Genomic DNA, 17,618 nt, shown 5'->3' on the forward strand with positions numbered 1-17,618 from the left:
AATCAGCGCGTACAGTCAAGCCGATGATTCGACTCCTTCCGCCTCTCTCTTGACAATAGGCAGAAGCAGTGATATTCTTCCTCACGGAAGCCATCATCACGACAAACAGCATACTGATGAATCAGGTGTCGCAAGACTCAATAGAGAAGCCGGAAGAGCCGGCGCGGTCCCGCCACTGTGTCAGCGAGCGAATCTGCAGGAAACGTCACTGAGGAAACTTGGGAAGGCGCAGAGGAGCGATGAACTGGAGCCAGGAGAACTGCCTGATCAACGATCACCGTCTGACCTGCGAGCGACGGGGAGGGGATCTGCGTCTTGCGCCGGATCGATCCGCATCTTTGCGGCGTCGTTTCGGCGGTGATTTTCTGCACTTCGGCGCTGCACGCGGCGAGGCAAGGATATTTTGCAGTCTCTTCTCTCATTCGCAGAAAGGGGCTGCCTTTATTTTGCGAATGTCCAAGACGCAAAACAGCACCTCTTCTCACAGACCTCGGACGTATGCTCTGCAAATCTACAGCTTCCATGGGCGTCGCAGGAAATGCTTTCAGCAAAAAGGGGACTGCGGCGAAGAACTCATATTTTTGATGGGGTGAACACATGAACACGAAGAGAAGAAATGCACTCATCACGATCGGCGTCGGACTCATCCTATGGTTCCTGCCGGTTCCTGACGGAGTCACACCACTTGCCTGGCATTTGCTTGCGGTCTTTATCGCGACAGTGCTGGGCTTTATCCTGCATCCGCTGCCGATCGGCGCGGTGGCCTTCATCGCGATTTCCTTCTCCGCATGGGCAGGCCTGCTAAAGACGTCCGATGCCTTGGCAGGCTACGGCAACAGCACGATCTGGCTGATCGTCTGTGCGTTCCTCTATTCCCGCGGCTTCATCAAGAGCGGACTCGGCAAACGCATCGCTTTCCGCATCATCGAGGCAATCGGCAAGAGCGCGTTGTCGCTCGGCTATGCCATCGCCCTGAGCGAGCTTGTGATCTCGCCCGCGACGCCCTCGGCCACAGCGCGCGGCGGCGGCATTCTCTATCCAATCGTGCGTTCACTCGCGGAGGCTCTAGGCTCGAAACCCGGTGAGAGCGCACGCCGCATCGGCACCTACCTCATGCAGGTCGGCTACCATACGGACGCCGTGACCTGCACGATGTTCGTGACCTCGATGGCGGGCAACCCGCTCTGCGTGGCGCTCGCAGAGAAGACGCTGGGCGTTCAGGTCACGTGGATGGGCTGGGCGAGCGCCGCAATCGTGCCGGGACTCATCGCGCTCCTGCTCGTCCCCTATGTCATGATGAAACTTTCGCCGCCCGAACTCGTGCGTATTCCGGACGCCAAGGATCTGGCACAGCGTGAGCTTTCCGAAATGGGGCCGATGAGCCTTGCGGAAAAAGGGCTTTCCGTCATCTTCGTCGTCTCTCTCGCACTCTGGGCAAGCTCCGGCCTCACGAACATCGACGCGACACCCGTTGCCATGGGCGCAGTCTGCCTCATGCTGATACTCGACATCATCAACTGGCAGGACGTCATCCAGGAAAAGGGTGCATGGGACGCGATGTTCTGGATGGGCTCTTTGATGACACTCGCTTCGGCTCTCGCAAAATCGGGCATCATCACATGGATCGCCAACGGTGCGGGCGCGGCGATTTCGTCGCTCGGTTTCGATTGGGTCGTTTCCTGCCTCATCATCCTGCTCTTCTACACCTACATCCACTACGCCTTCGCCAGTGTCACGGCACGCATCAGTGCCCTCTATGCGGCATTCATCGCTGTCAGCGTCAGCGTCGGTGCACCGCCCCTTTTGGTCGCCATCATCTTCGGCATCTTCGCCGATGTGCCGATCTCCCTCACGCATTACGGCAACGGCTGCGCCCCCATCTACTTTGGCGGAGGCTATGTCTCGCAAAGCGAATGGTGGAAGAACGGCTTCATCATGACGACCATTACGACGCTGATCTACCTGACAATCGGCGCAGCATGGTGGAAAGTTTTGGGTCTTTGGTAAAAAAAGAGCAACGTTTTGTAGTGACCCCCAAAAGTTAGATTTCTCAAGTCTAACTTTTGGGGGTCAGGTCATTTCATCGCTGCTCTTTATCTTGCTGAAATACCTGCTATGCGAAGATTTCCACATCCGGAATAACAATGCACGTGCAATTCCTACACGCTGGCGCTGTCCCCCGCTCATATTGGTTGGACAGCGTTCGGCAAATTCCTAGGAAATATACAAAAACAGAAATGTTGTCAGATGAAATTCTTCACCACATTGGGCGGTGCAACATAGAACTCCGTTAATCTGTTTTCCCTTGCCGTAATCGCCATCGAGAAAACACCGCTAAACGGACGGCAGTTCCCATCGAGAGAGAGTTCCGCTAAGAAAAGTGCATTCCGTACCGTCGCCTTGCCTTATACTTGCACTTCCACTCCTTCACAAATTGAACGTCCAGACAAGGGCAATCCCCCTCTCATCGAGGAGGTCGTCGCCGAGGCGCGCCATGCTGAGAAGAAGATCGTCTCGCTCTGCTCCTACGCCGCGAAGATGATGACGAGCAAAGAGGAGTACCGCGACGTACTGTAATCTCAGTACTCGCTGAACCCAAAATTCAGACCGAGCCGCTCGCCCGTCGTCGTATACTCTTTGAATTTGTAGATGAGCGGGTGCCACCTCGCCGTGTCAATCCGTCCGTCCCGCAACAATTCATCCGAGACGAAGATCGCCGTGATCCGGCAGACGACAACGGCGAACCAATCCTTGGGCGTGATGCTCTCCACGACGGTCTCGATATGGATGGGACACTCCGCAATCCGCACTGTCCGCACCGTCTCGCCGGACAGCTGTGTGAGGCCGGCGGCGGCGAATTTATCCGGGCAATAGGTATAGCCGAGCTCTTTTTTCACGCCGGAAGGCTCTCGGACGCCCGTCATTTTTTCAATGCGCTTCAGCTGCTCATAGAGCGTGCTGTCCGGCACGCTGAACGTCGCCTCCGCACCCTCTTCCAGATTTTGAAAGCCTTTATTCCCCTGACCGATGCCGATCACCATCGTATTGCCAAGCGTCCAGGACGAGGACAGCGGCGTCAGATCGTCCGCGCCGGTCGCGCAGTCCTTCGTTGTCATGAAAAACACGGGAAACCCGTAGTAAAACCCAAATCGCTCAATTCTTTGATGCATCGTATGCTCCTTTCCGTCAATGAATCTGTTTTCAGCATACCATCTGCGTCAAGCCCCCATAATCAAACACCTGATAAGAACCACGGGTTTGACGCATCATCCACGCGGCACTGGTTCCCCTGGCTGAACAAATTTCTGACAGACAAAGGTGTTACCACTGAATCCATCGATATGCCGACACCAGCACAGCCGGACTGCAAAACATGGATATCATTTCTCTCAGAGCATCTCACGAGCGTAACATCAAACACCTATTTTATTGCCCATAGTCTGGGATGCATTACAACGCTGCGATATTTACAAACAGTCGCTGCACCAATCGGCGGCACTGTGCTCGTCTCCGGATTCGATCAGCCGATTCCAGACTTTTCGTTCCTCGATGAATTCACCGCCACAATCCCAAACTATAAACTGCTTTCAAGAACAATCCCAAACAGAGCTGTTGTTTCCGCCATAGACGATCCGATTGTCCCCCACGAGTTCAGCCGCTCGTTTGCCGAACGGTTCGATGCAGTCTTTTATGAGACCAAGACGGGCAGGCATTATCTGGACGCTGACGGCGTGACAACACTCCCCATTGCTGCCGATGTACTGTCCCGCATGATGGAATAATTGCAAATAGAATACCTGGCCGATGAAATAGAAAAGAGATTCCAAACGTCAATCGGACGAATGGAATCTCTTTTTATCGCTCAAGTGATTTGAGTGCTGCCTGCTTCGCATGAATGCGTGTGGTATCAAAGAGTGGAATATCGGTATCGGATTGCTGGATAAGAAGTCCGATTTCAGTACATCCTAGGATGATCCCCTGCGCCCCGTTCCGTGCGAGTTCATGAATAATGTCCAGATATACGGCTTTGGATTCCTCCAAGATTTTCCCAAGACACAGTTCATCGTAAATAATGCGATTGACGACATCGACATCATCGTTCGGAATGATGACCTCAATCCCCTGTCTGATCAGAACGTTCTTATAGAAATCCTGCTGCATGGTATATTTCGTGCCGAGCAGGCCGACTTTTCGGATGCCGTGTTTCTTTAGCTGTACAGCGGTCATGTCCGCAATATGCAGGATTGGGATATGAATTCTCCTGCCGATTTCAGGTGTTACCTTGTGCATCGTATTGGTGCAGATTACGATATAATCTGCCCCCGCCCGTTCCAATGCTTGTGCGGCTTCAGACAAAACATCTGCGCTCTTATCCCATTCCCCGCTCGCTTGATATTTCTCGATTTCATCAAAATCAACACTGTATAGAATACATTTTGCAGAGTGCAGACCGCCCAGCTGCTTTTTTATCGTTTCGTTGATGACCTGATAGTATGTCACCGTACTTTCCCAACTCATACCACCGATCAGCCCTATTGTTTTCATCATATCACCTCTGCCGTTACGATAACACCGCCCGTCCGTCATGACAAGGTAAAAATTGTAGGGAGGACAATTCACCCCGCTCTGCCTTTGTTCTTCCTAAAGGATCAATGTCTCCGTCTGCGGCGGGATCGTATTTTCCTCCATCAGATCATGAACAATCCGCAGTCCGCGCACGAGCTCCTCATTCGTTGGCGGTGAGCAGAGGGCAAGACGGATAAAGGAATGCTCCGCCTCGCTGCCGACGGCAAAGCAATCCGACGAGAGGACACGCACACCGCGATGCTGCGCCTGCGCCTCAAAATTCGCCCCACCGCATCCCACAGGTAGCGGCATCCATTGGAAGAAGCTGCGTGTATTCCCCGTATGTGCAGGGAAGAGCCCTCGAAAGATGCGATTGCGCTCCTCAGTCAGCCGACATTTCTCCCGCATTATACGCTCCGCCGCGCCGCTGGCAATCAGCTCTGATGCAATCGCGGCACTCAGCGGCGGGATCGCCATACTGATGCTGCGCGCCGCTCTTCGAATGAGCTGCCTAAAATGCGATGGAACAAGCATGTATGCAACACGCAGTCCGGGACAGGTAAGTTTTGAAAGACTGTGCAGATAAACGGACTGCCGCGGGAGGAGCACGGTCATGGGCGCAGCGTTCCCGCGTGCCGTAAAGCCGTAGGCATCGTCCTCAATCAAAAGGATGTTGTGCTTACGCAGCACTGCTGCAATATCCCTGCGCCGCTCCTCAGGCATGACGATGCCAGTCGGATTCGCGCAGGACGGCATAAGATAGATACCCTTGATGTTTATCTGCTGATGCTGCTGTGCGAGCGCATCCGGCAGCATCCCGTCCGCATCTCCCTCGATGGGGATGAGGCGGATGTTCAGCTGTTTTGCAAGGCTGATGAAATTCGCATACGTATACCTGTCCACCGCAATTCGATCTCCTGCATCGAACAGCGCAGTGAGTACGATTGCAAGTGCACTCTGCGTTCCGGCAGTAAGGAGGAGATTCGTCGGCTCTGCCGTGAGAAAAAAACGTGCAAGCCAGCGGCACGCAGTCCGCGCATGACGGTCCTCATCCTGCGCACTGCCAAGCGTGAAGAGCCGCGCTGCATCCCTGCCGCGCAGGATCTCCCGCGCGGTATCCGCAAGAATCTCGCTAAGTGAATCGTACGGATGTATGCTGCCAAGTTCGATAAGGGGCTTTTTCGTATCTCCTGTTGTATTCGACAATGCTGCATTCGGCGAGACGAACGTCCCGCGCCCAATGACCGCATAGATCAGCCCCTTGTCCGTACAGAGACGAAAGGCGCGCGTCACCGTGCTCAGATTGAGATCGAGGTAGTCGGCAAGCTCCCGCTGCGGCGGGAGTTTTGTATGCGGCGGCAGTCGTCCGCTGAGGATATCCCGTTCAAGCTGCACGGCAAGTGCACGATAGAACGGAGGATGGAGCCCCGCGCGTGCGGGACTCCATGTCATCGGATAATTATCGAACGAATTGATGGGCATAGGACATCTCCTACAACATTGTCATACATACAATTTTACTGTTGAAATCATACAATAAGCAGTCTAACATAATAATTGTATGTATTATATCACAAAGGGGATGCCAGTGGAGATGAAAAACAACGTTACTTCAACGTGCACAGCGATATCTGCCTCACTTTATATCCTGCCCTTTATCCTGGTCGGCTCGTTCCTGTCCATCTTCGACCAGTTCGTTATCAATGTCGCCGCCCCCGCCATTATTTCCTCCTTACATCCGTCGGCTGCAGAATTCGAGGGCATTATGAGCGGATACGCGCTCGTCTATGGGGCGGGGCTGATGGTCGGCGGGCGCCTTGGCGACCGTTTCGGACGGCGACGTATCTACCGTCTCGGGCTTTTTCTTTTTGCCGTGACCTCGCTGCTCTGCGGTGCTGCTCAGACAGCACCGCAGCTTGTTGTCGCACGCCTTCTGCAGGGGCTTTCGGGCGCCGTCATGGTGCCGCAGGTACTTGCTCTGATTCGTGTCTCATACGAAGATAATGCACGTGTGCAGGCACTATCCGCATTCGGCGTGTCCATTGGACTCGGACAGATCATGGGGCAGATACTCGGCGGCTGGATTCCCGCATGGGATTTCCTCGGACTCGGTTGGCGCATGATTTTCCTTGCCAACATGCCGATCTGCCTGATCGCCGGCATTGGCTGCAGGTCGCTGCCCACAGGCCAAAACGCTGCACACGGGGCACACCAAAAGCAGCTCGGAAGTCCTCTTCGACTCTTTCGTTATCGTGGCTATACGGTCGGAATTTTTCTCAACGTATGCCTGTACGCCGCCATTGTCCCCTTCTTTGTCGTGCTCGGTCTCTACCTGCAGAATATCTGTGACCTCACACCGCAGACGGCGGGGCTCGTCTTTATGGCAGTCGGTACGGGATTCGTCCTCGCCTCGTCCGCAGGTCCTGCACTCATGCGGAAGTTCGCGCCGCCGCGCGTACTGATCTGCGGAACGATCTGTACCAGCGCGGGCATCTTCGCCGTCCTGCTCGGCTCGATCACGGGGCTGTCCACTGCGATTCCCTTTGTCCTCCTCTCTCTTTTTCTCCTTGGGATCGGCAACGGCACGGTGATTCCCATTGCGACGGGTATTGTCCTGCGCTATCTGCCGATGGCTGATGCGGGCGTTGGCGGTGCCATCCTGACGACGGGGCAGCAGCTCGCAGGTGCACTTGGGATTGTGCTTACGGGTGAGTTTCTCATGGGAGACGGCGCATCCCTCAGCTCTCCCGCCACCTATGTGGACGGTCTCGCCCTTCAGGTGTGCGCCGCATCGGCTGCACTCTGCTGCGCCGCTCTCCTCAGCCGTATCCCTGCCTCCGCGCAAAATGTATCCTAAGTCGCAATATCAAATCAGACAGCAGAACATAACAGAATCAAAAACTATGGCCAAAGATTTTTTAGTGCGGCATCGAAGCATTCTTGCAGCGCCTCATAACCTAGAATTTTGAGTGGCAGCGTATTGACCCAATCCTCTACGCGCTCCACTTCTTCCTCGCTCAAGTTCGTCATATCCATCCCCTTCGGAATGAAATACCGAATGAGCGCATTCTGCTGCCCCTTCGTTCCACGTTCCCTATGGACGTAAGGACGAGCATAGTACGCCTTCGCCTCCGGAACAGCGTCTTGCAGACGAGCAAACCGCTCCCATTGTCGCAGGTGGTCGTATGAAACACCTGTGAAAACTGTGCCCCGCAGCGATCTCTTAGTTAGGTGGTCTTCGTGCAGATCTGAACCTCAAATAGACATGTACGTCTGTTGAGCCCTCAGATCGCACCAGGGGAATGCTTGTCTTTAAGAATGCGGGGGCTTCTACATATCGGGTGAAATCCCACGCGCAATGAGCTTGGAGGGCTTTACTGCGTTCTTGCGATTACGCTCATAAACGATTTGACCAGTTTCGGCAAAATGCTGGTCATAGTATGTCCAGTCTGAACGCATCTGCCTTGCTGTACTGCGCTTTATTTCAGCGTACAGAGTGGAGCATGCGGTGCCGAGGGCTTTGGCGATTTTCACCTTAGGAATTCCAAGACGCAGCATCGCTTCGATCGGCCCGTGCAGATAAGCGTTTAAGTGTTTGAATGTGCGGCGTTTTGTGAATGCAGATCAAGTAATTGACCTGATCTATCTGAAGTATCTGAAAGCTAATGTGTCATATATACATGATCGTCGAGTGGAAATATACCCTTACGCAAGAGATTCCATACATTATGCCTCCCGCCGCTGCAATCTCAAGCGCACGCTTCGCCTGATACTGCCCCTGCACATCCGCAAAGTCATCGGTAAAAGCCGCATCTTTTTTCTGTTCTGTTGGATGTGGCACAGCAGGAGTCAGCATCTCCATACCCGTCAAATGACGCACAAGCTGCGCCAGATTCTCGACCGCATAGACCTTTAGTCCGTCGACGAGCAGTGCCTCATCTGCATTGGACGGTGCAACGTAAAACTCCGTACCTCGCTCACGCGCCGTAATCGCCATCGGGAGAATGCCGCTGATCGGACGGCAGTTCCCATCGAGAGAGAGTTCCGCTGAGAAAAGTGCCTGCTGCACCGCCGCCTCCGGAACCATACCGTAGGATGCAAGCAGACCGACGGCAATCGGAAGATCGAGCCCCGAATTATCCTTTCGCACATCGACGGGCGTGAGATTCACCGTCACACGCTCCTGCCGCAGCTGAATGCCGGAGTTCCGAATCGCAGTGTGTACCCGCTCCTTCGACTCCTTTATCGACGTATCAGGAAGCCCCACCAGTTCAAAACCCGGCCGCCCCGGCGACACATCCACCTCAACGTCGATCATCCGTCCATCTATCCCGAGGGTCATCGCACCATAAGTTTTTGCAAACAACGGCCTTCCCTCCACATTTCAAATATAAGAAAATTATGACACAAAAGAGGTGAAGATGCCTAATAATTCTTTGCAAAGAAAAAGAGATTCCAAACGCTAGGTCGGGCGAATGGAATCTGTGTTGATCTTGTATTCTTCACGCCCATTGTTTATGTTGAGAGTCTTTCAACTAAAAGAAAATACACATCCTTAAGCTAAAGATGGTATAGCATATTGGATGTGCATTATTTTGTTCAGTAATTATATTTTTGAGTAGCATTATCGCCGATAGGGCATCGGGCAATCCCTCTATTTTTTGTACCCAGTCCACTGCTCGTATTTATTGGCACAGTGGTACCCCGCCTTGGTTTCTTTGCCCTTGAACGAACTCTTCTTATTGATGCACACACCCAAAACTCGATCATTTTCACAGCGAACAGACTTGCCGGATTCTCGCTTGCCCATCCAATGTTCACAAGTAGCACAGCATTTGCGGTTCAGTAGGACGCTCATTAATATCACCCCTTTTATCAATAATTCGCTAAATTTTTATGCCTAATGTGGAAATCAACGCTCTGGCAATAAACACGACCTCCTCACATTTCTTACCCACTCTCACTGTCCATATAAATCGTGCTGCCGGGAAGCAAGGGATAATCGCCTGCACTTTTTCGCTAATATAATCGAAAAGCTCATCCTCCTGCTCTGACACCCCCCACCATTCCAGCATTTCATCTGGGATGAGAGAATGTTCTTCGTCCACACTAAAAGAGATCAGCACGCCCTCTACTGTCTCATCCCGGACAGGCAATTCTCCTGCCTCAGAGACACATTGGATTTTCCCATCACGCGATGCCAGCGTTTTACTGACATGCAAATAGTCCAAGTCCCCCATATCCTCATAACAGCTTTTGCCCCACCACAGTCCAAACCAGTGCATAAAGGCCTTTGCACAATCCGCATCTGCGAAGCAAAAAATATCGGGATTATTCAAATGTCGGTAAAACTCATCCGTTTGCCGCGCCAGCAAGGGCTGCACGGATTCGATAAATTCCCCCTCGGAAGCTGTACGATATATGAGAAGCATATCCTGCTGTTCGAATATCTCTGGCGGCATCTCTGCAATGTGAGTGCCCGAGACCAGCAAAACACGCCATAGCCATACTTCATCCTCGTCCACATTGTCCTCGCAGCTTTCTCTGTCTAAAGCCCACTTCCATATCACGTACGGCTCATCATCCCCTTCGTATCTCTCGCGCTCTTTATAAAACCGTCGCATAGGCATACCATATAAGGGATCACATTCCATAACACAGGAATAATTGTGCTCCAACGGAGGGATCAAATTCTCATCGGTACAGGTAATCCGCAGATCCCAAATTTCCTTGTAGGATGACATTTCTTCCCCCCATCCATTCGATTGATCGCACGCCTTTTCCGCGCACAAGTTTTTGAATGCTGCACCTCTCTATGCCCATCAGTTTGATCATAATTCGTCGCGCGAGCGAAACCCTTGATCGGTCAGACTCGTTGCAAGAAGTGCAGTCACGCTCTGCTCATGACACTCTATGATCATCCATATAATGTCTGCACTTTCGTGAAAAGAACGACTAAGTTCCTCCGCTTGTCCACATACTTCAAGCATTGAAAGCTGCTCATCCCCTCGAAAGATTAACAAAGCTCCCTGTACTTCTGCATCTTGTGCGGACAATTTTTCCTGCGGAAACAGATTTTTCTTCGATATGCAGAGAATATTGCCTTGCTGTGATGCGAATGCCTTGATCACATCATCGAAGTCAATATCAATCACTTGAACATCAGCGAGCATCTGCCATCCAATGAAGCGAATAAACTCTTTTGCTGCATCCACATTGGCAAAACAAAAGACTGCAGGATGACATACGACCTCACCCGGCTCCCTCTTCTGCAGAGAAAAGAGCGGTCGCACGCATTCGGCCAGCTGCTTCTCGCTGTTTGTCCGATAGACAAGTACCATATCCTGCTTCTTGAGCATTTCGACAGGGATCTCTGCTACGGATACATCCGCCGTCAAGAGGATTCGCCAGACCCGAACATCATCTTCGGCATGTGTCAAATCGGCTTTTTCTGTCCCTCGACAGAACCGCTTGACAGGAATGTCGCATTCGATCTCACAGCTCTCCTGATGAGGAGCGTATTCGCTCAATGACGGCAGTAAATCATCATGCTTGCACGCAATTCTAAGCTCGCGCGTACTCTCGTAGACTCGCATGTTCGCTCTCTCCTCACCAAGTTGATTTCCTGCATACAAATAGAGCCGACTCAATTCACTGCCCTTTGGGTGCTATGGTTTTTAGGGCATGGGCTGTGCGACAAAAACAAGGATTTCGTTCTTATCATGCACCTCAATCTGCCATAGAACATTTACCCCATCTGCAAAACAACCGGCGATGGCTTCCGATTTTTCCATAACTTCGAACATGGAGAGATCTGCCGAACCTCGGAAGATCAGCTGTACCCCCTGTACTGCTCCATTCCGAGACGGCAGCTCCTCTAACGGGAGAGATTCTCCCGAGATCCATTGCAGAATCCCTTTTGTCGATGCAAGAAGCGGTAAAACATCGTCCCATGTCGCACCAACCACCTGAGATTGACGCGGTGCCCATAAGCCCGACCCACAAACATAAGCCTTCGCAGAATCGGCATCCGTGAAACAAAGGACGGCAGGCATGGCGCATCGGTCACCGCCATTCTCCTGCAGCGCGACCAAGTGCTCTGCACAGGCGGCAAAGTTTTTCTCAGAATCCGTACGGTAAACACAGATGGCATCCTGCTCTTTCAACACTTCAGATGGTATGCTTCTCACCTGCATGTCCGAAAGCAACACGGTATTTCGCCAAGACACCTCATCCATGGAGATTGGAGTTTCATGTTCCTGTTCCACTTCCGGATAAAATAGACGCACGGGCATCCCGCATCGGGATTCATACTCCTCGACATGAGAGTAATAGTGAGCAAGCGCAGAAAACACGCTCTCATCCGTGCAGGTGAGTCTTACCCCATGATCCATCGAGGTATTCTCTTTGTCTTTGAACATTTCCTCAAACATTGTTCCCCCTCTTTTCATCCGTTTCAGTCAAGACTGGATTTTTCTCAAAGCCTTATACAAATATCACATCATCTCCCCTGACTTCTGCGCCACATATCAATGGAACCGGATCGATAACATCAGGATTGTATCCATGCGCTGATCTTATCCGTAAAATCCATTGCTTTCCGTTCAGGATGACCGACACGCAATATACGGATACCATCCGTCTCGGAAGCAGCCTCTAGCCACGGCATATTCCCTTTTCCGATTTGACACTGTCCATCGACCTCGACCGTAAAGTCACCAAACAAATTCCGTATATAGCCATCATAGTTTCTCCCCGTATAAAAGACGATCTTAGCGGGTTTAATAATTTTTATCTCTTCTTTTATGATTTCGAGTTGCGCAATACAAAAATCCTTCATCTCTCTCGGATTCTTATCCGTTGTCGATGAAACATTGCATTTTACCATGTTAGTGAAAGCAATATTCTCAATGCTGTCATTCCCAAACACGTTTTGACAAATCAATCTTGTATAATTCCAGTATGCCCACCTTCTCTTATACCACAATACATCTCTGGAAACAGTAAAGTTATTGTAACAATGCGTCTCCGCGCTTCCCGGAATACCACGAGCTGTTTTCCCTACAAATAATACACGATAAGAGTTTTTATAAAAATTTTTACCTACGCACCATGCGCTGATCGGACCTTGAAGTTCAAGCCCATTCTGGTCGCAAAAATTTTTACATGCAACGCAAATGGGATTCGTGGAAGCATCATGGTGAACACTTAAACGTTTCGCTGCATACATTTCCAATATCTTTTCCTCAGCTGGACTATAAAAGTTCATATCGGTTATATCCCCCTCTATTACCTAAAACCATCTTCAATAAGCAATGCAAGGAACACCTGCAATTGTCCCCTTGTTTTCTGATTCATCATCTTTTGGATATAAAAGGAGCAGATTATTTGCTCCAATCGTACGCATTTCTCTCAACTGAGTGACCTTCCTTGCTGTCGTGATGAGGATTGCCTGCCCTACATTTTTGTGGGACTTATATATCTCCTTAAAATTTTCCCAACTTCCGCTCGCGTTTCCGTATGCATCGATTTTTTCAAAGTGCCGCCCAAGTCTCGATGCCGACACACGCAAAGGTGACAGTGGCGAAAATATCTCATCCCGCCATAAAAATACGCTGTAATACGACAGCCAAAAGTAATTGTCCTTTTTTATAAATCGAACGAGCGCATCCAGAATCGGCACTATCGTCTTTGCGTCTGTTTCGCAGTCAATGATAATGACCACGCGATCATGCCCTGTCGTTATCTCGCGCAGTTCTACCGCCCCTTCAATTCTGTACGACACAACATAATCGAGTCTATTTGGCAATCGCTTCGTAAGAGCTCTCCTTAACTCACTGTCAAATTTTCTCATTGTACCTCAACTCCGATCCGTGTATACCTATCATCGAAAACATCAGGATCCCTTTAGATCCTTTGGCAAATGGAGCTTGAAAAGCAATGATGCCCGCATCTCCTCCGGTGTGTGGCACATTCTTCCCACAAAAGTGATCGTTAGTGCATGCGACTTACCGATAAACACTTCCCATACAATCGACTGCGTCACGAATATCATCCCGCAGACTTTCCGGCTCTAAAATCTCTGCATACTCCCCGTACTGCAGTGCCCAGTATCTCATCGCCAGTTTATTGCAGGCAACGGAAACAATAAGTTTACCCGACTCCTCTTGAACAATGCGAAACTCCTTACCGAACCAGTCGATCAGCGCTCCCATCTTGTACTCAGAGACGCGCATCTTCACTTGCACGCTCGGACTACTGAACATATAGATGTGCTCTGCCATATGCTTGGGTAAACTGTAGCCTTGGACAAAATCTTCCATTTGATCCATCGGCTTGACCTTCTCATCGAGCATCTCCAGCTTCGTCATATAATCTAGGCGATAGTGAGAAAGTCGATTACTTGTGTCGTAACTGCAGAGCAAATAATATCTGCCCTGATTTGCCACCATCTGATACGGGTTCACGATGTACGGTTCTTTCCGTCTGGGGTGCAGCTGGAAGTCTTTGCCATAGCTATTGTAAGTGAAGCTGATGATAGCCAAAGTCTGTCACAAATGTCCTGCGTACCCAATCGATCTCCTCCGGTGTCTGTCAGTAGGTGTAGATGTTGCTCCAAAGATTCATACGTCCTCCTCATACACTCTTGCCATCCGTCGTATAGCCTCACGAACTGCCGTGCGCAGGCTCTGCGGCTCTAGAATCTCAACATACAGACCATACTGCAGTGCCCAGTACTTCATCGCCGTCTCATTGCACGACAGCGTGACAATCATCTGATCGTTCTCCTCCTGCATGATGCGGAAGGCTTTGCCAAACCAGTCAACGAGCGCATCCATCATATAGGGAAATGTTCGCATCTTCACGGTAACGCTCTCGCCGCCGAACATATAGATATGCTCTGTCATGTGGCGCGGGAGGTTGAATCCACGAGCAAACTCGCGCACAGCACTCTTCGGCTTTGCCGCATCGGGCAGCATCTCAATCGCCGTGATGCGGTCAATGCGGTAGTGCGATACGTTGTCGTATTTGTCGTAGTTGCCGATGAGATAGTACCAACCGTTGTTCGCAACAAGTTGATAAGGATTGACGATATAAGGCTTACTCCGTTTCGGATGGAGTTTAAAGTCCGTCCCATAGGTGTTGTAGGTGAACCGCACCTTGCGTTTTTCCTCGATGGCATCGTTGAGCACATCAAGGGCGATCATCACCTGCTTGTTGTCCGCATGTGCGAGTTCGGGCAGATTCGAGATGTGCGCAACCTTTGCATGAAAGTAGCGATTGCCGAATGACCGCAGCTTTTCAACGAGCCGCCTTGCCTGCGCTGTCGAGAGCGTCCGCGAGAACAGCACGCTGTCGATCAGCATGCGCAGCTCGGCATCATCGAAGTCCCGTTCCACAAGCCAACATCCGCCATGCGTTGCGATGCCGTACCCCATGTCCTGCAGGGACTGGATGTTGCTGCGCACCGAGCGGCGATCGCAGGTAATCCCATACTGCAAATGCAGCAGACGGATAATCTCGCCCTGCGTCAGCCTATGCTCTGCATCCGAGTGCTCCTGCAGTACCTTCAGAATCAGCAGGTTCAGCATTTTCTTATTTGCACCATACATTGCTCTATCTCCCTCTCATCTTGCTCACACAGAGAGTATAGCACAGACGATGTGCATTTTTTTTGTACATTTCTCCAGGCGGATATAAATACCTTAAACTCCCTGCACCATAGGTCCAGCAAACATGGTCCCACACATACATCTCCTAATGATGCTTTGCAACAAAAAAGATTCCAACCGCTAATATGGCGATTTCCATATTGATGTGATTCAAAATGGTGGTCTGTTCGCCGGCTGATGTGTAACTTTCCTGCTCCTTCTCCATAATCCTGGTTGACAGACATAACAAGATTCATCCAATCGCTCTCATGATGTCATTAAATAAGAGCAACAGCATTTTTTGTTTGCGTTATCATAGGAATCACTGGTAAAATGAAATCTATCAGATTGGCACGGCTTTCTCGTCTGAACAAAATGAGAGAATGAATGCGGAGTGGTTCTCTGCGGGAGATTTTTCGCCGAAGCGCAGGCAAAAAAGATATGTCAAAAGCCGTACACTGAATTTATCAGTGATTCCCTAATCATCAGTTGTTTCATAAAAATGGAGGAATGAAACATGAAAAAGCTTATTTTGTTCATGATGCTGGTCGCAGCTGCTGCGATTTTCATGCCGACGAACAGCTGCGAGGCACAAGATGTCTGGGTGGAACACTGGAACTACGAGGATGTCGACATCTATGTGATGGACGAAACCTTGAAAACCGGCACATCAGGCACAGGAAAATTTTTCAAGGTATCCGTCAAAGAAGTACGAGATGGAGAGCTTCTGTCAGTCGTCAACTGGACGTTCAGTAAATATAAAACGGATATGTGGCGATACGTCACCAGCGATATGAAAGGTGACCATACCACAGTCGTCATTCCGCGAAATCAGATATTTGAATTCTGCATGAAATCCCTTGGCTGGAGCTATCGCTTGCAGGGCAGCTATTACTACTGAACATGTCTCACCCCTTCACAATTCCTCCCGCTCCATGCGTGTCAGCTGCTGCCAGTGACGGTACATCGTTGACATAGCGAGGATGAAGGCGAGGATCTCGGCGATGGGGCCCGCGTACAGCGCGCCATCCAGCCCAAAGATGCGCGGCAGGAGGATGAGCAGCGGCAGGAGGAAGAGCCCCTGCCGCGAAAGGGATAGCATGAGCCCCGTTCGAACGCTGCCGATTGCCGTGAAGTAGTTAACGGTGAGCGGCTGGACACCGCTGATGCAGACCATCATCAAATAGATGCGCAGATATTTTTCGGCAAAGTCAAAATAGAGCTCCGACCCGCCGCCGAAGATGGCGGTGATTTGGCGTGGAAAGAGCTGAAAGACCAGAAAGATTGCCATGCTTAAAAGCAACGCAAAAACAAGTCCCTTGCGATAGGTCTCCTTGATGCGTCCGTAGTTCTCCGCCCCCATATTAAAGCTGAAAATCGGCTGACACCCCTGCGCCAGGCCGACGGTAAAGGCGATCAGCACACTATTGAGCTTCGTGACAATCCCCGCCACAGCGAGCGGAATATCCGCACCGTAGACGCTCGCCGCACCGTAATGCGTGAGGATATTGTTGAGCGTAATGCCGACAGTCATCATGATGATCTGATTCAAAAAATTCGACAGACCCAGTTTGGCGATACGAAGCATCTCATGCCTCCGCATCCGCAGCATGGTGCGCACGATTGGAAACGCCTGAAAGCGGGAGAAATAACGAATACATACGAGGAATGAGACGATCTGCGCCATGACGGTAGCGAGCGCCGCCCCCTCCATTCCCCAGCCGAATCCGAGCATGAAGAGTGCATCCAGCAAAATGTTCAGAACGGCTCCGCTGACCATACATCGCATCGCATAGGACGGCGCGCCATCCGCGCGGATGAGCGCCGTGAAAAAGAGGAGAAACGGCAGTCCGCATGCCGTAATTCCGAGGTAACGCTGTGCATACGGCAGAACGTTCTCCGTCGCTCCGCAGAGCAGGAGCACAGGCGTCTGGAAGATGAAAATAAGACCGCCGAGCAGGATGCCGAGCACGGCGGACATGACGAGCCCCGTGCCGACGTAGCTGCGTGCGGCGTCCTGCGCCTTTTCCCCCATAGAGAGGTTGAAATTTGCCGCCGTCCCGATGCCCACGAGCTGCGCCAGTCCCGTGGAGAGAATCACGATGGGAAAGGCGGTATTCGTCGCAGCGTTTCCTAGGATGCCGACCGTATGTCCGATGAAGATCTGATCCGTGATGTTGTAAACCGTATTGACGAGCATACTGACGATGGCAGGAAGTGCAAACTTCCGAATCAGTCCGCCCACGGATGCAATGGCAAGCGGATTCTCCTTTTGTGTCACAATGGATTCCGTCATAACGCTCTCCTGACCAGCGTGGTATCGTCATCGATTCTCCCGTGCGCGGACAGACAGCGCCCACCAGACGGCAGGCATACTGCAGCTGCACTGGGCACGCCGCA

Annotated in this window: 18 protein-coding genes, 2 pseudogenes and 1 riboswitch; of the genes and pseudogenes, 6 read left to right on the plus strand and 14 right to left on the minus strand. The window is 51.3% G+C overall.

Annotated features, from left to right (window positions below; translation table 11 throughout):
• Window positions 1–106 precede the first annotated feature (106 nt).
• Window positions 107–281: riboswitch (cobalamin riboswitch) on the plus strand.
• Both HMPREF0908_RS10895 and HMPREF0908_RS01670 read left to right on the plus strand, forming a co-directional pair.
• A complete protein-coding gene (locus tag HMPREF0908_RS10895) occupies window positions 240–593 on the plus strand; it encodes a hypothetical protein (protein WP_156778190.1) in 354 nt (117 codons plus the stop codon). Its footprint overlaps the riboswitch before it by 42 nt.
• Window positions 594–597: 4 nt before the next feature.
• Window positions 598–2,007, plus strand: coding sequence for an anion permease (locus HMPREF0908_RS01670; protein WP_006689683.1), 1,410 nt, complete (start codon window positions 598–600; stop codon window positions 2,005–2,007).
• A 257-nt stretch (window positions 2,008–2,264) separates the two neighbouring features.
• Here the strand turns inward: HMPREF0908_RS01670 and HMPREF0908_RS11165 are convergent.
• Window positions 2,265–2,402, minus strand: a pseudogene (locus tag HMPREF0908_RS11165) (magnesium chelatase domain-containing protein); the annotation flags it as partial.
• Between HMPREF0908_RS11165 and HMPREF0908_RS11170 the strand changes: the two are divergent.
• Window positions 2,401–2,577: an N-acetyltransferase gene (locus HMPREF0908_RS11170; protein WP_006689684.1), complete on the plus strand. Its 177-nt coding sequence runs from the start codon at window positions 2,401–2,403 to the stop codon at window positions 2,575–2,577. The pseudogene HMPREF0908_RS11165 and the gene HMPREF0908_RS11170 sit on opposite strands and share 2 nt — an antisense overlap.
• Window positions 2,578–2,579: 2 nt before the next feature.
• On the opposite strand, the gene HMPREF0908_RS01680 is transcribed toward HMPREF0908_RS11170, so the two are convergent.
• On the minus strand, window positions 2,580–3,170 hold the full coding sequence (locus HMPREF0908_RS01680; protein ID WP_006689685.1) for a flavin reductase family protein: 591 nt from the start codon (window positions 3,168–3,170) through the stop codon (window positions 2,580–2,582).
• On the opposite strand from HMPREF0908_RS01680, the gene HMPREF0908_RS01685 reads away from it, so the two are divergent.
• On the plus strand, window positions 3,165–3,782 hold the full coding sequence (locus tag HMPREF0908_RS01685; protein WP_245522892.1) for an RBBP9/YdeN family alpha/beta hydrolase: 618 nt from the start codon (window positions 3,165–3,167) through the stop codon (window positions 3,780–3,782). The genes HMPREF0908_RS01680 and HMPREF0908_RS01685 overlap by 6 nt on opposite strands.
• Window positions 3,783–3,855: 73 nt before the next feature.
• Here the strand turns inward: HMPREF0908_RS01685 and HMPREF0908_RS01690 are convergent, their stop codons facing one another.
• Both HMPREF0908_RS01690 and HMPREF0908_RS01695 read right to left on the minus strand, forming a co-directional pair.
• Entirely contained in the window at window positions 3,856–4,548 is a 693-nt protein-coding gene (locus HMPREF0908_RS01690) for an aspartate/glutamate racemase family protein (protein WP_006689687.1), read from the minus strand.
• 93 nt (window positions 4,549–4,641) lie between these two features.
• Window positions 4,642–6,048, minus strand: a complete 1,407-nt coding sequence (locus HMPREF0908_RS01695) for an aminotransferase-like domain-containing protein (protein WP_006689688.1) — start codon at window positions 6,046–6,048, stop codon at window positions 4,642–4,644.
• 112 nt (window positions 6,049–6,160) lie between these two features.
• Here HMPREF0908_RS01695 and HMPREF0908_RS01700 point away from each other — a divergent pair, with 112 nt between their 5' ends.
• A complete protein-coding gene (locus HMPREF0908_RS01700) occupies window positions 6,161–7,423 on the plus strand; it encodes an MFS transporter (RefSeq protein ID WP_245522893.1) in 1,263 nt (420 codons plus the stop codon).
• Between the two features lie 44 nt (window positions 7,424–7,467).
• On the opposite strand, the gene HMPREF0908_RS11370 is transcribed toward HMPREF0908_RS01700, so the two are convergent.
• The 9 genes and pseudogenes from HMPREF0908_RS11370 to HMPREF0908_RS01745 form a co-directional block, all read right to left on the minus strand.
• A complete protein-coding gene (locus HMPREF0908_RS11370) occupies window positions 7,468–7,596 on the minus strand; it encodes a hypothetical protein (RefSeq protein WP_281042001.1) in 129 nt (42 codons plus the stop codon).
• A gap of 685 nt (window positions 7,597–8,281) precedes the next feature.
• Window positions 8,282–8,932 (minus strand): annotated as a pseudogene (locus HMPREF0908_RS01710) (magnesium chelatase domain-containing protein); the annotation flags it as partial.
• 520 nt (window positions 8,933–9,452) lie between these two features.
• Window positions 9,453–10,310, minus strand: coding sequence for a hypothetical protein (locus HMPREF0908_RS01715; RefSeq protein ID WP_006689693.1), 858 nt, complete (start codon window positions 10,308–10,310; stop codon window positions 9,453–9,455).
• Window positions 10,311–10,397: 87 nt separating this feature from the next.
• On the minus strand, window positions 10,398–11,162 hold the full coding sequence (locus tag HMPREF0908_RS01720; protein WP_006689694.1) for a hypothetical protein: 765 nt from the start codon (window positions 11,160–11,162) through the stop codon (window positions 10,398–10,400).
• Window positions 11,163–11,243: 81 nt separating this feature from the next.
• Complete coding sequence (locus HMPREF0908_RS01725; RefSeq protein ID WP_006689695.1) at window positions 11,244–11,999, minus strand: hypothetical protein; 756 nt, start codon at window positions 11,997–11,999, stop codon at window positions 11,244–11,246.
• Window positions 12,000–12,118: 119 nt separating this feature from the next.
• Window positions 12,119–12,835: a hypothetical protein gene (locus HMPREF0908_RS10900; RefSeq protein ID WP_156778191.1), complete on the minus strand. Its 717-nt coding sequence runs from the start codon at window positions 12,833–12,835 to the stop codon at window positions 12,119–12,121.
• 36 nt (window positions 12,836–12,871) lie between these two features.
• Window positions 12,872–13,420 carry a hypothetical protein gene (locus HMPREF0908_RS01735; protein WP_006689697.1) on the minus strand — a complete coding sequence of 183 codons (549 nt, stop codon included), beginning with the start codon at window positions 13,418–13,420 and terminating at the stop codon, window positions 12,872–12,874.
• 154 nt (window positions 13,421–13,574) lie between these two features.
• The gene (locus HMPREF0908_RS01740; RefSeq protein WP_006689698.1) at window positions 13,575–14,111 is read right to left on the minus strand and encodes a WYL domain-containing protein; all 537 of its coding nucleotides are present in this window, start codon (window positions 14,109–14,111) and stop codon (window positions 13,575–13,577) included.
• Window positions 14,112–14,189: 78 nt separating this feature from the next.
• On the minus strand, window positions 14,190–15,179 hold the full coding sequence (locus HMPREF0908_RS01745) for a helix-turn-helix transcriptional regulator (protein ID WP_006689699.1): 990 nt from the start codon (window positions 15,177–15,179) through the stop codon (window positions 14,190–14,192).
• A gap of 556 nt (window positions 15,180–15,735) precedes the next feature.
• Here HMPREF0908_RS01745 and HMPREF0908_RS01750 point away from each other — a divergent pair.
• Window positions 15,736–16,119, plus strand: coding sequence for a hypothetical protein (locus HMPREF0908_RS01750; protein WP_006689701.1), 384 nt, complete (start codon window positions 15,736–15,738; stop codon window positions 16,117–16,119).
• 15 nt (window positions 16,120–16,134) lie between these two features.
• On the opposite strand, the gene HMPREF0908_RS01755 is transcribed toward HMPREF0908_RS01750, so the two are convergent.
• Entirely contained in the window at window positions 16,135–17,514 is a 1,380-nt protein-coding gene (locus tag HMPREF0908_RS01755) for an MATE family efflux transporter (protein ID WP_006689702.1), read from the minus strand.
• Window positions 17,515–17,618 lie beyond the last annotated feature (104 nt).

It is taken from the genome of Centipeda flueggei ATCC 43531 (assembly GCF_000160695.1).
Lineage (GTDB): Bacteria > Bacillota > Negativicutes > Selenomonadales > Selenomonadaceae > Centipeda > Centipeda flueggei.

Bases quoted from the DNA above. Each gene is read 5' to 3' on its own strand.
- HMPREF0908_RS10895 (WP_156778190.1), top strand. From the start codon at position 240: ATGAACTGGAGCCAGGAGAACTGCCTGATCAACGATCACCGTCTGACC.
- HMPREF0908_RS10900 (WP_156778191.1), bottom strand. From the start codon at position 12,835: ATGAACTTTTATAGTCCAGCTGAGGAAAAGATATTGGAAATGTATGCA.
- HMPREF0908_RS01695 (WP_006689688.1), bottom strand. From the start codon at position 6,048: ATGCCCATCAATTCGTTCGATAATTATCCGATGACATGGAGTCCCGCA.
- HMPREF0908_RS01735 (WP_006689697.1), bottom strand. From the start codon at position 13,420: ATGAGAAAATTTGACAGTGAGTTAAGGAGAGCTCTTACGAAGCGATTG.
- HMPREF0908_RS01715 (WP_006689693.1), bottom strand. From the start codon at position 10,310: ATGTCATCCTACAAGGAAATTTGGGATCTGCGGATTACCTGTACCGAT.
- HMPREF0908_RS01670 (WP_006689683.1), top strand. From the start codon at position 598: ATGAACACGAAGAGAAGAAATGCACTCATCACGATCGGCGTCGGACTC.
- HMPREF0908_RS01750 (WP_006689701.1), top strand. From the start codon at position 15,736: ATGAAAAAGCTTATTTTGTTCATGATGCTGGTCGCAGCTGCTGCGATT.
- HMPREF0908_RS11370 (WP_281042001.1), bottom strand. From the start codon at position 7,596: ATGACGAACTTGAGCGAGGAAGAAGTGGAGCGCGTAGAGGATTGGGTC.
- HMPREF0908_RS01680 (WP_006689685.1), bottom strand. From the start codon at position 3,170: ATGCATCAAAGAATTGAGCGATTTGGGTTTTACTACGGGTTTCCCGTG.
- HMPREF0908_RS01755 (WP_006689702.1), bottom strand. From the start codon at position 17,514: ATGACGGAATCCATTGTGACACAAAAGGAGAATCCGCTTGCCATTGCA.
- HMPREF0908_RS01690 (WP_006689687.1), bottom strand. From the start codon at position 4,548: ATGATGAAAACAATAGGGCTGATCGGTGGTATGAGTTGGGAAAGTACG.
- HMPREF0908_RS01745 (WP_006689699.1), bottom strand. From the start codon at position 15,179: ATGTATGGTGCAAATAAGAAAATGCTGAACCTGCTGATTCTGAAGGTA.
- HMPREF0908_RS01720 (WP_006689694.1), bottom strand. From the start codon at position 11,162: ATGCGAGTCTACGAGAGTACGCGCGAGCTTAGAATTGCGTGCAAGCAT.
- HMPREF0908_RS01700 (WP_245522893.1), top strand. From the start codon at position 6,161: ATGAAAAACAACGTTACTTCAACGTGCACAGCGATATCTGCCTCACTT.
- HMPREF0908_RS01725 (WP_006689695.1), bottom strand. From the start codon at position 11,999: ATGTTTGAGGAAATGTTCAAAGACAAAGAGAATACCTCGATGGATCAT.
- HMPREF0908_RS01685 (WP_245522892.1), top strand. From the start codon at position 3,165: ATGCATCGTATGCTCCTTTCCGTCAATGAATCTGTTTTCAGCATACCA.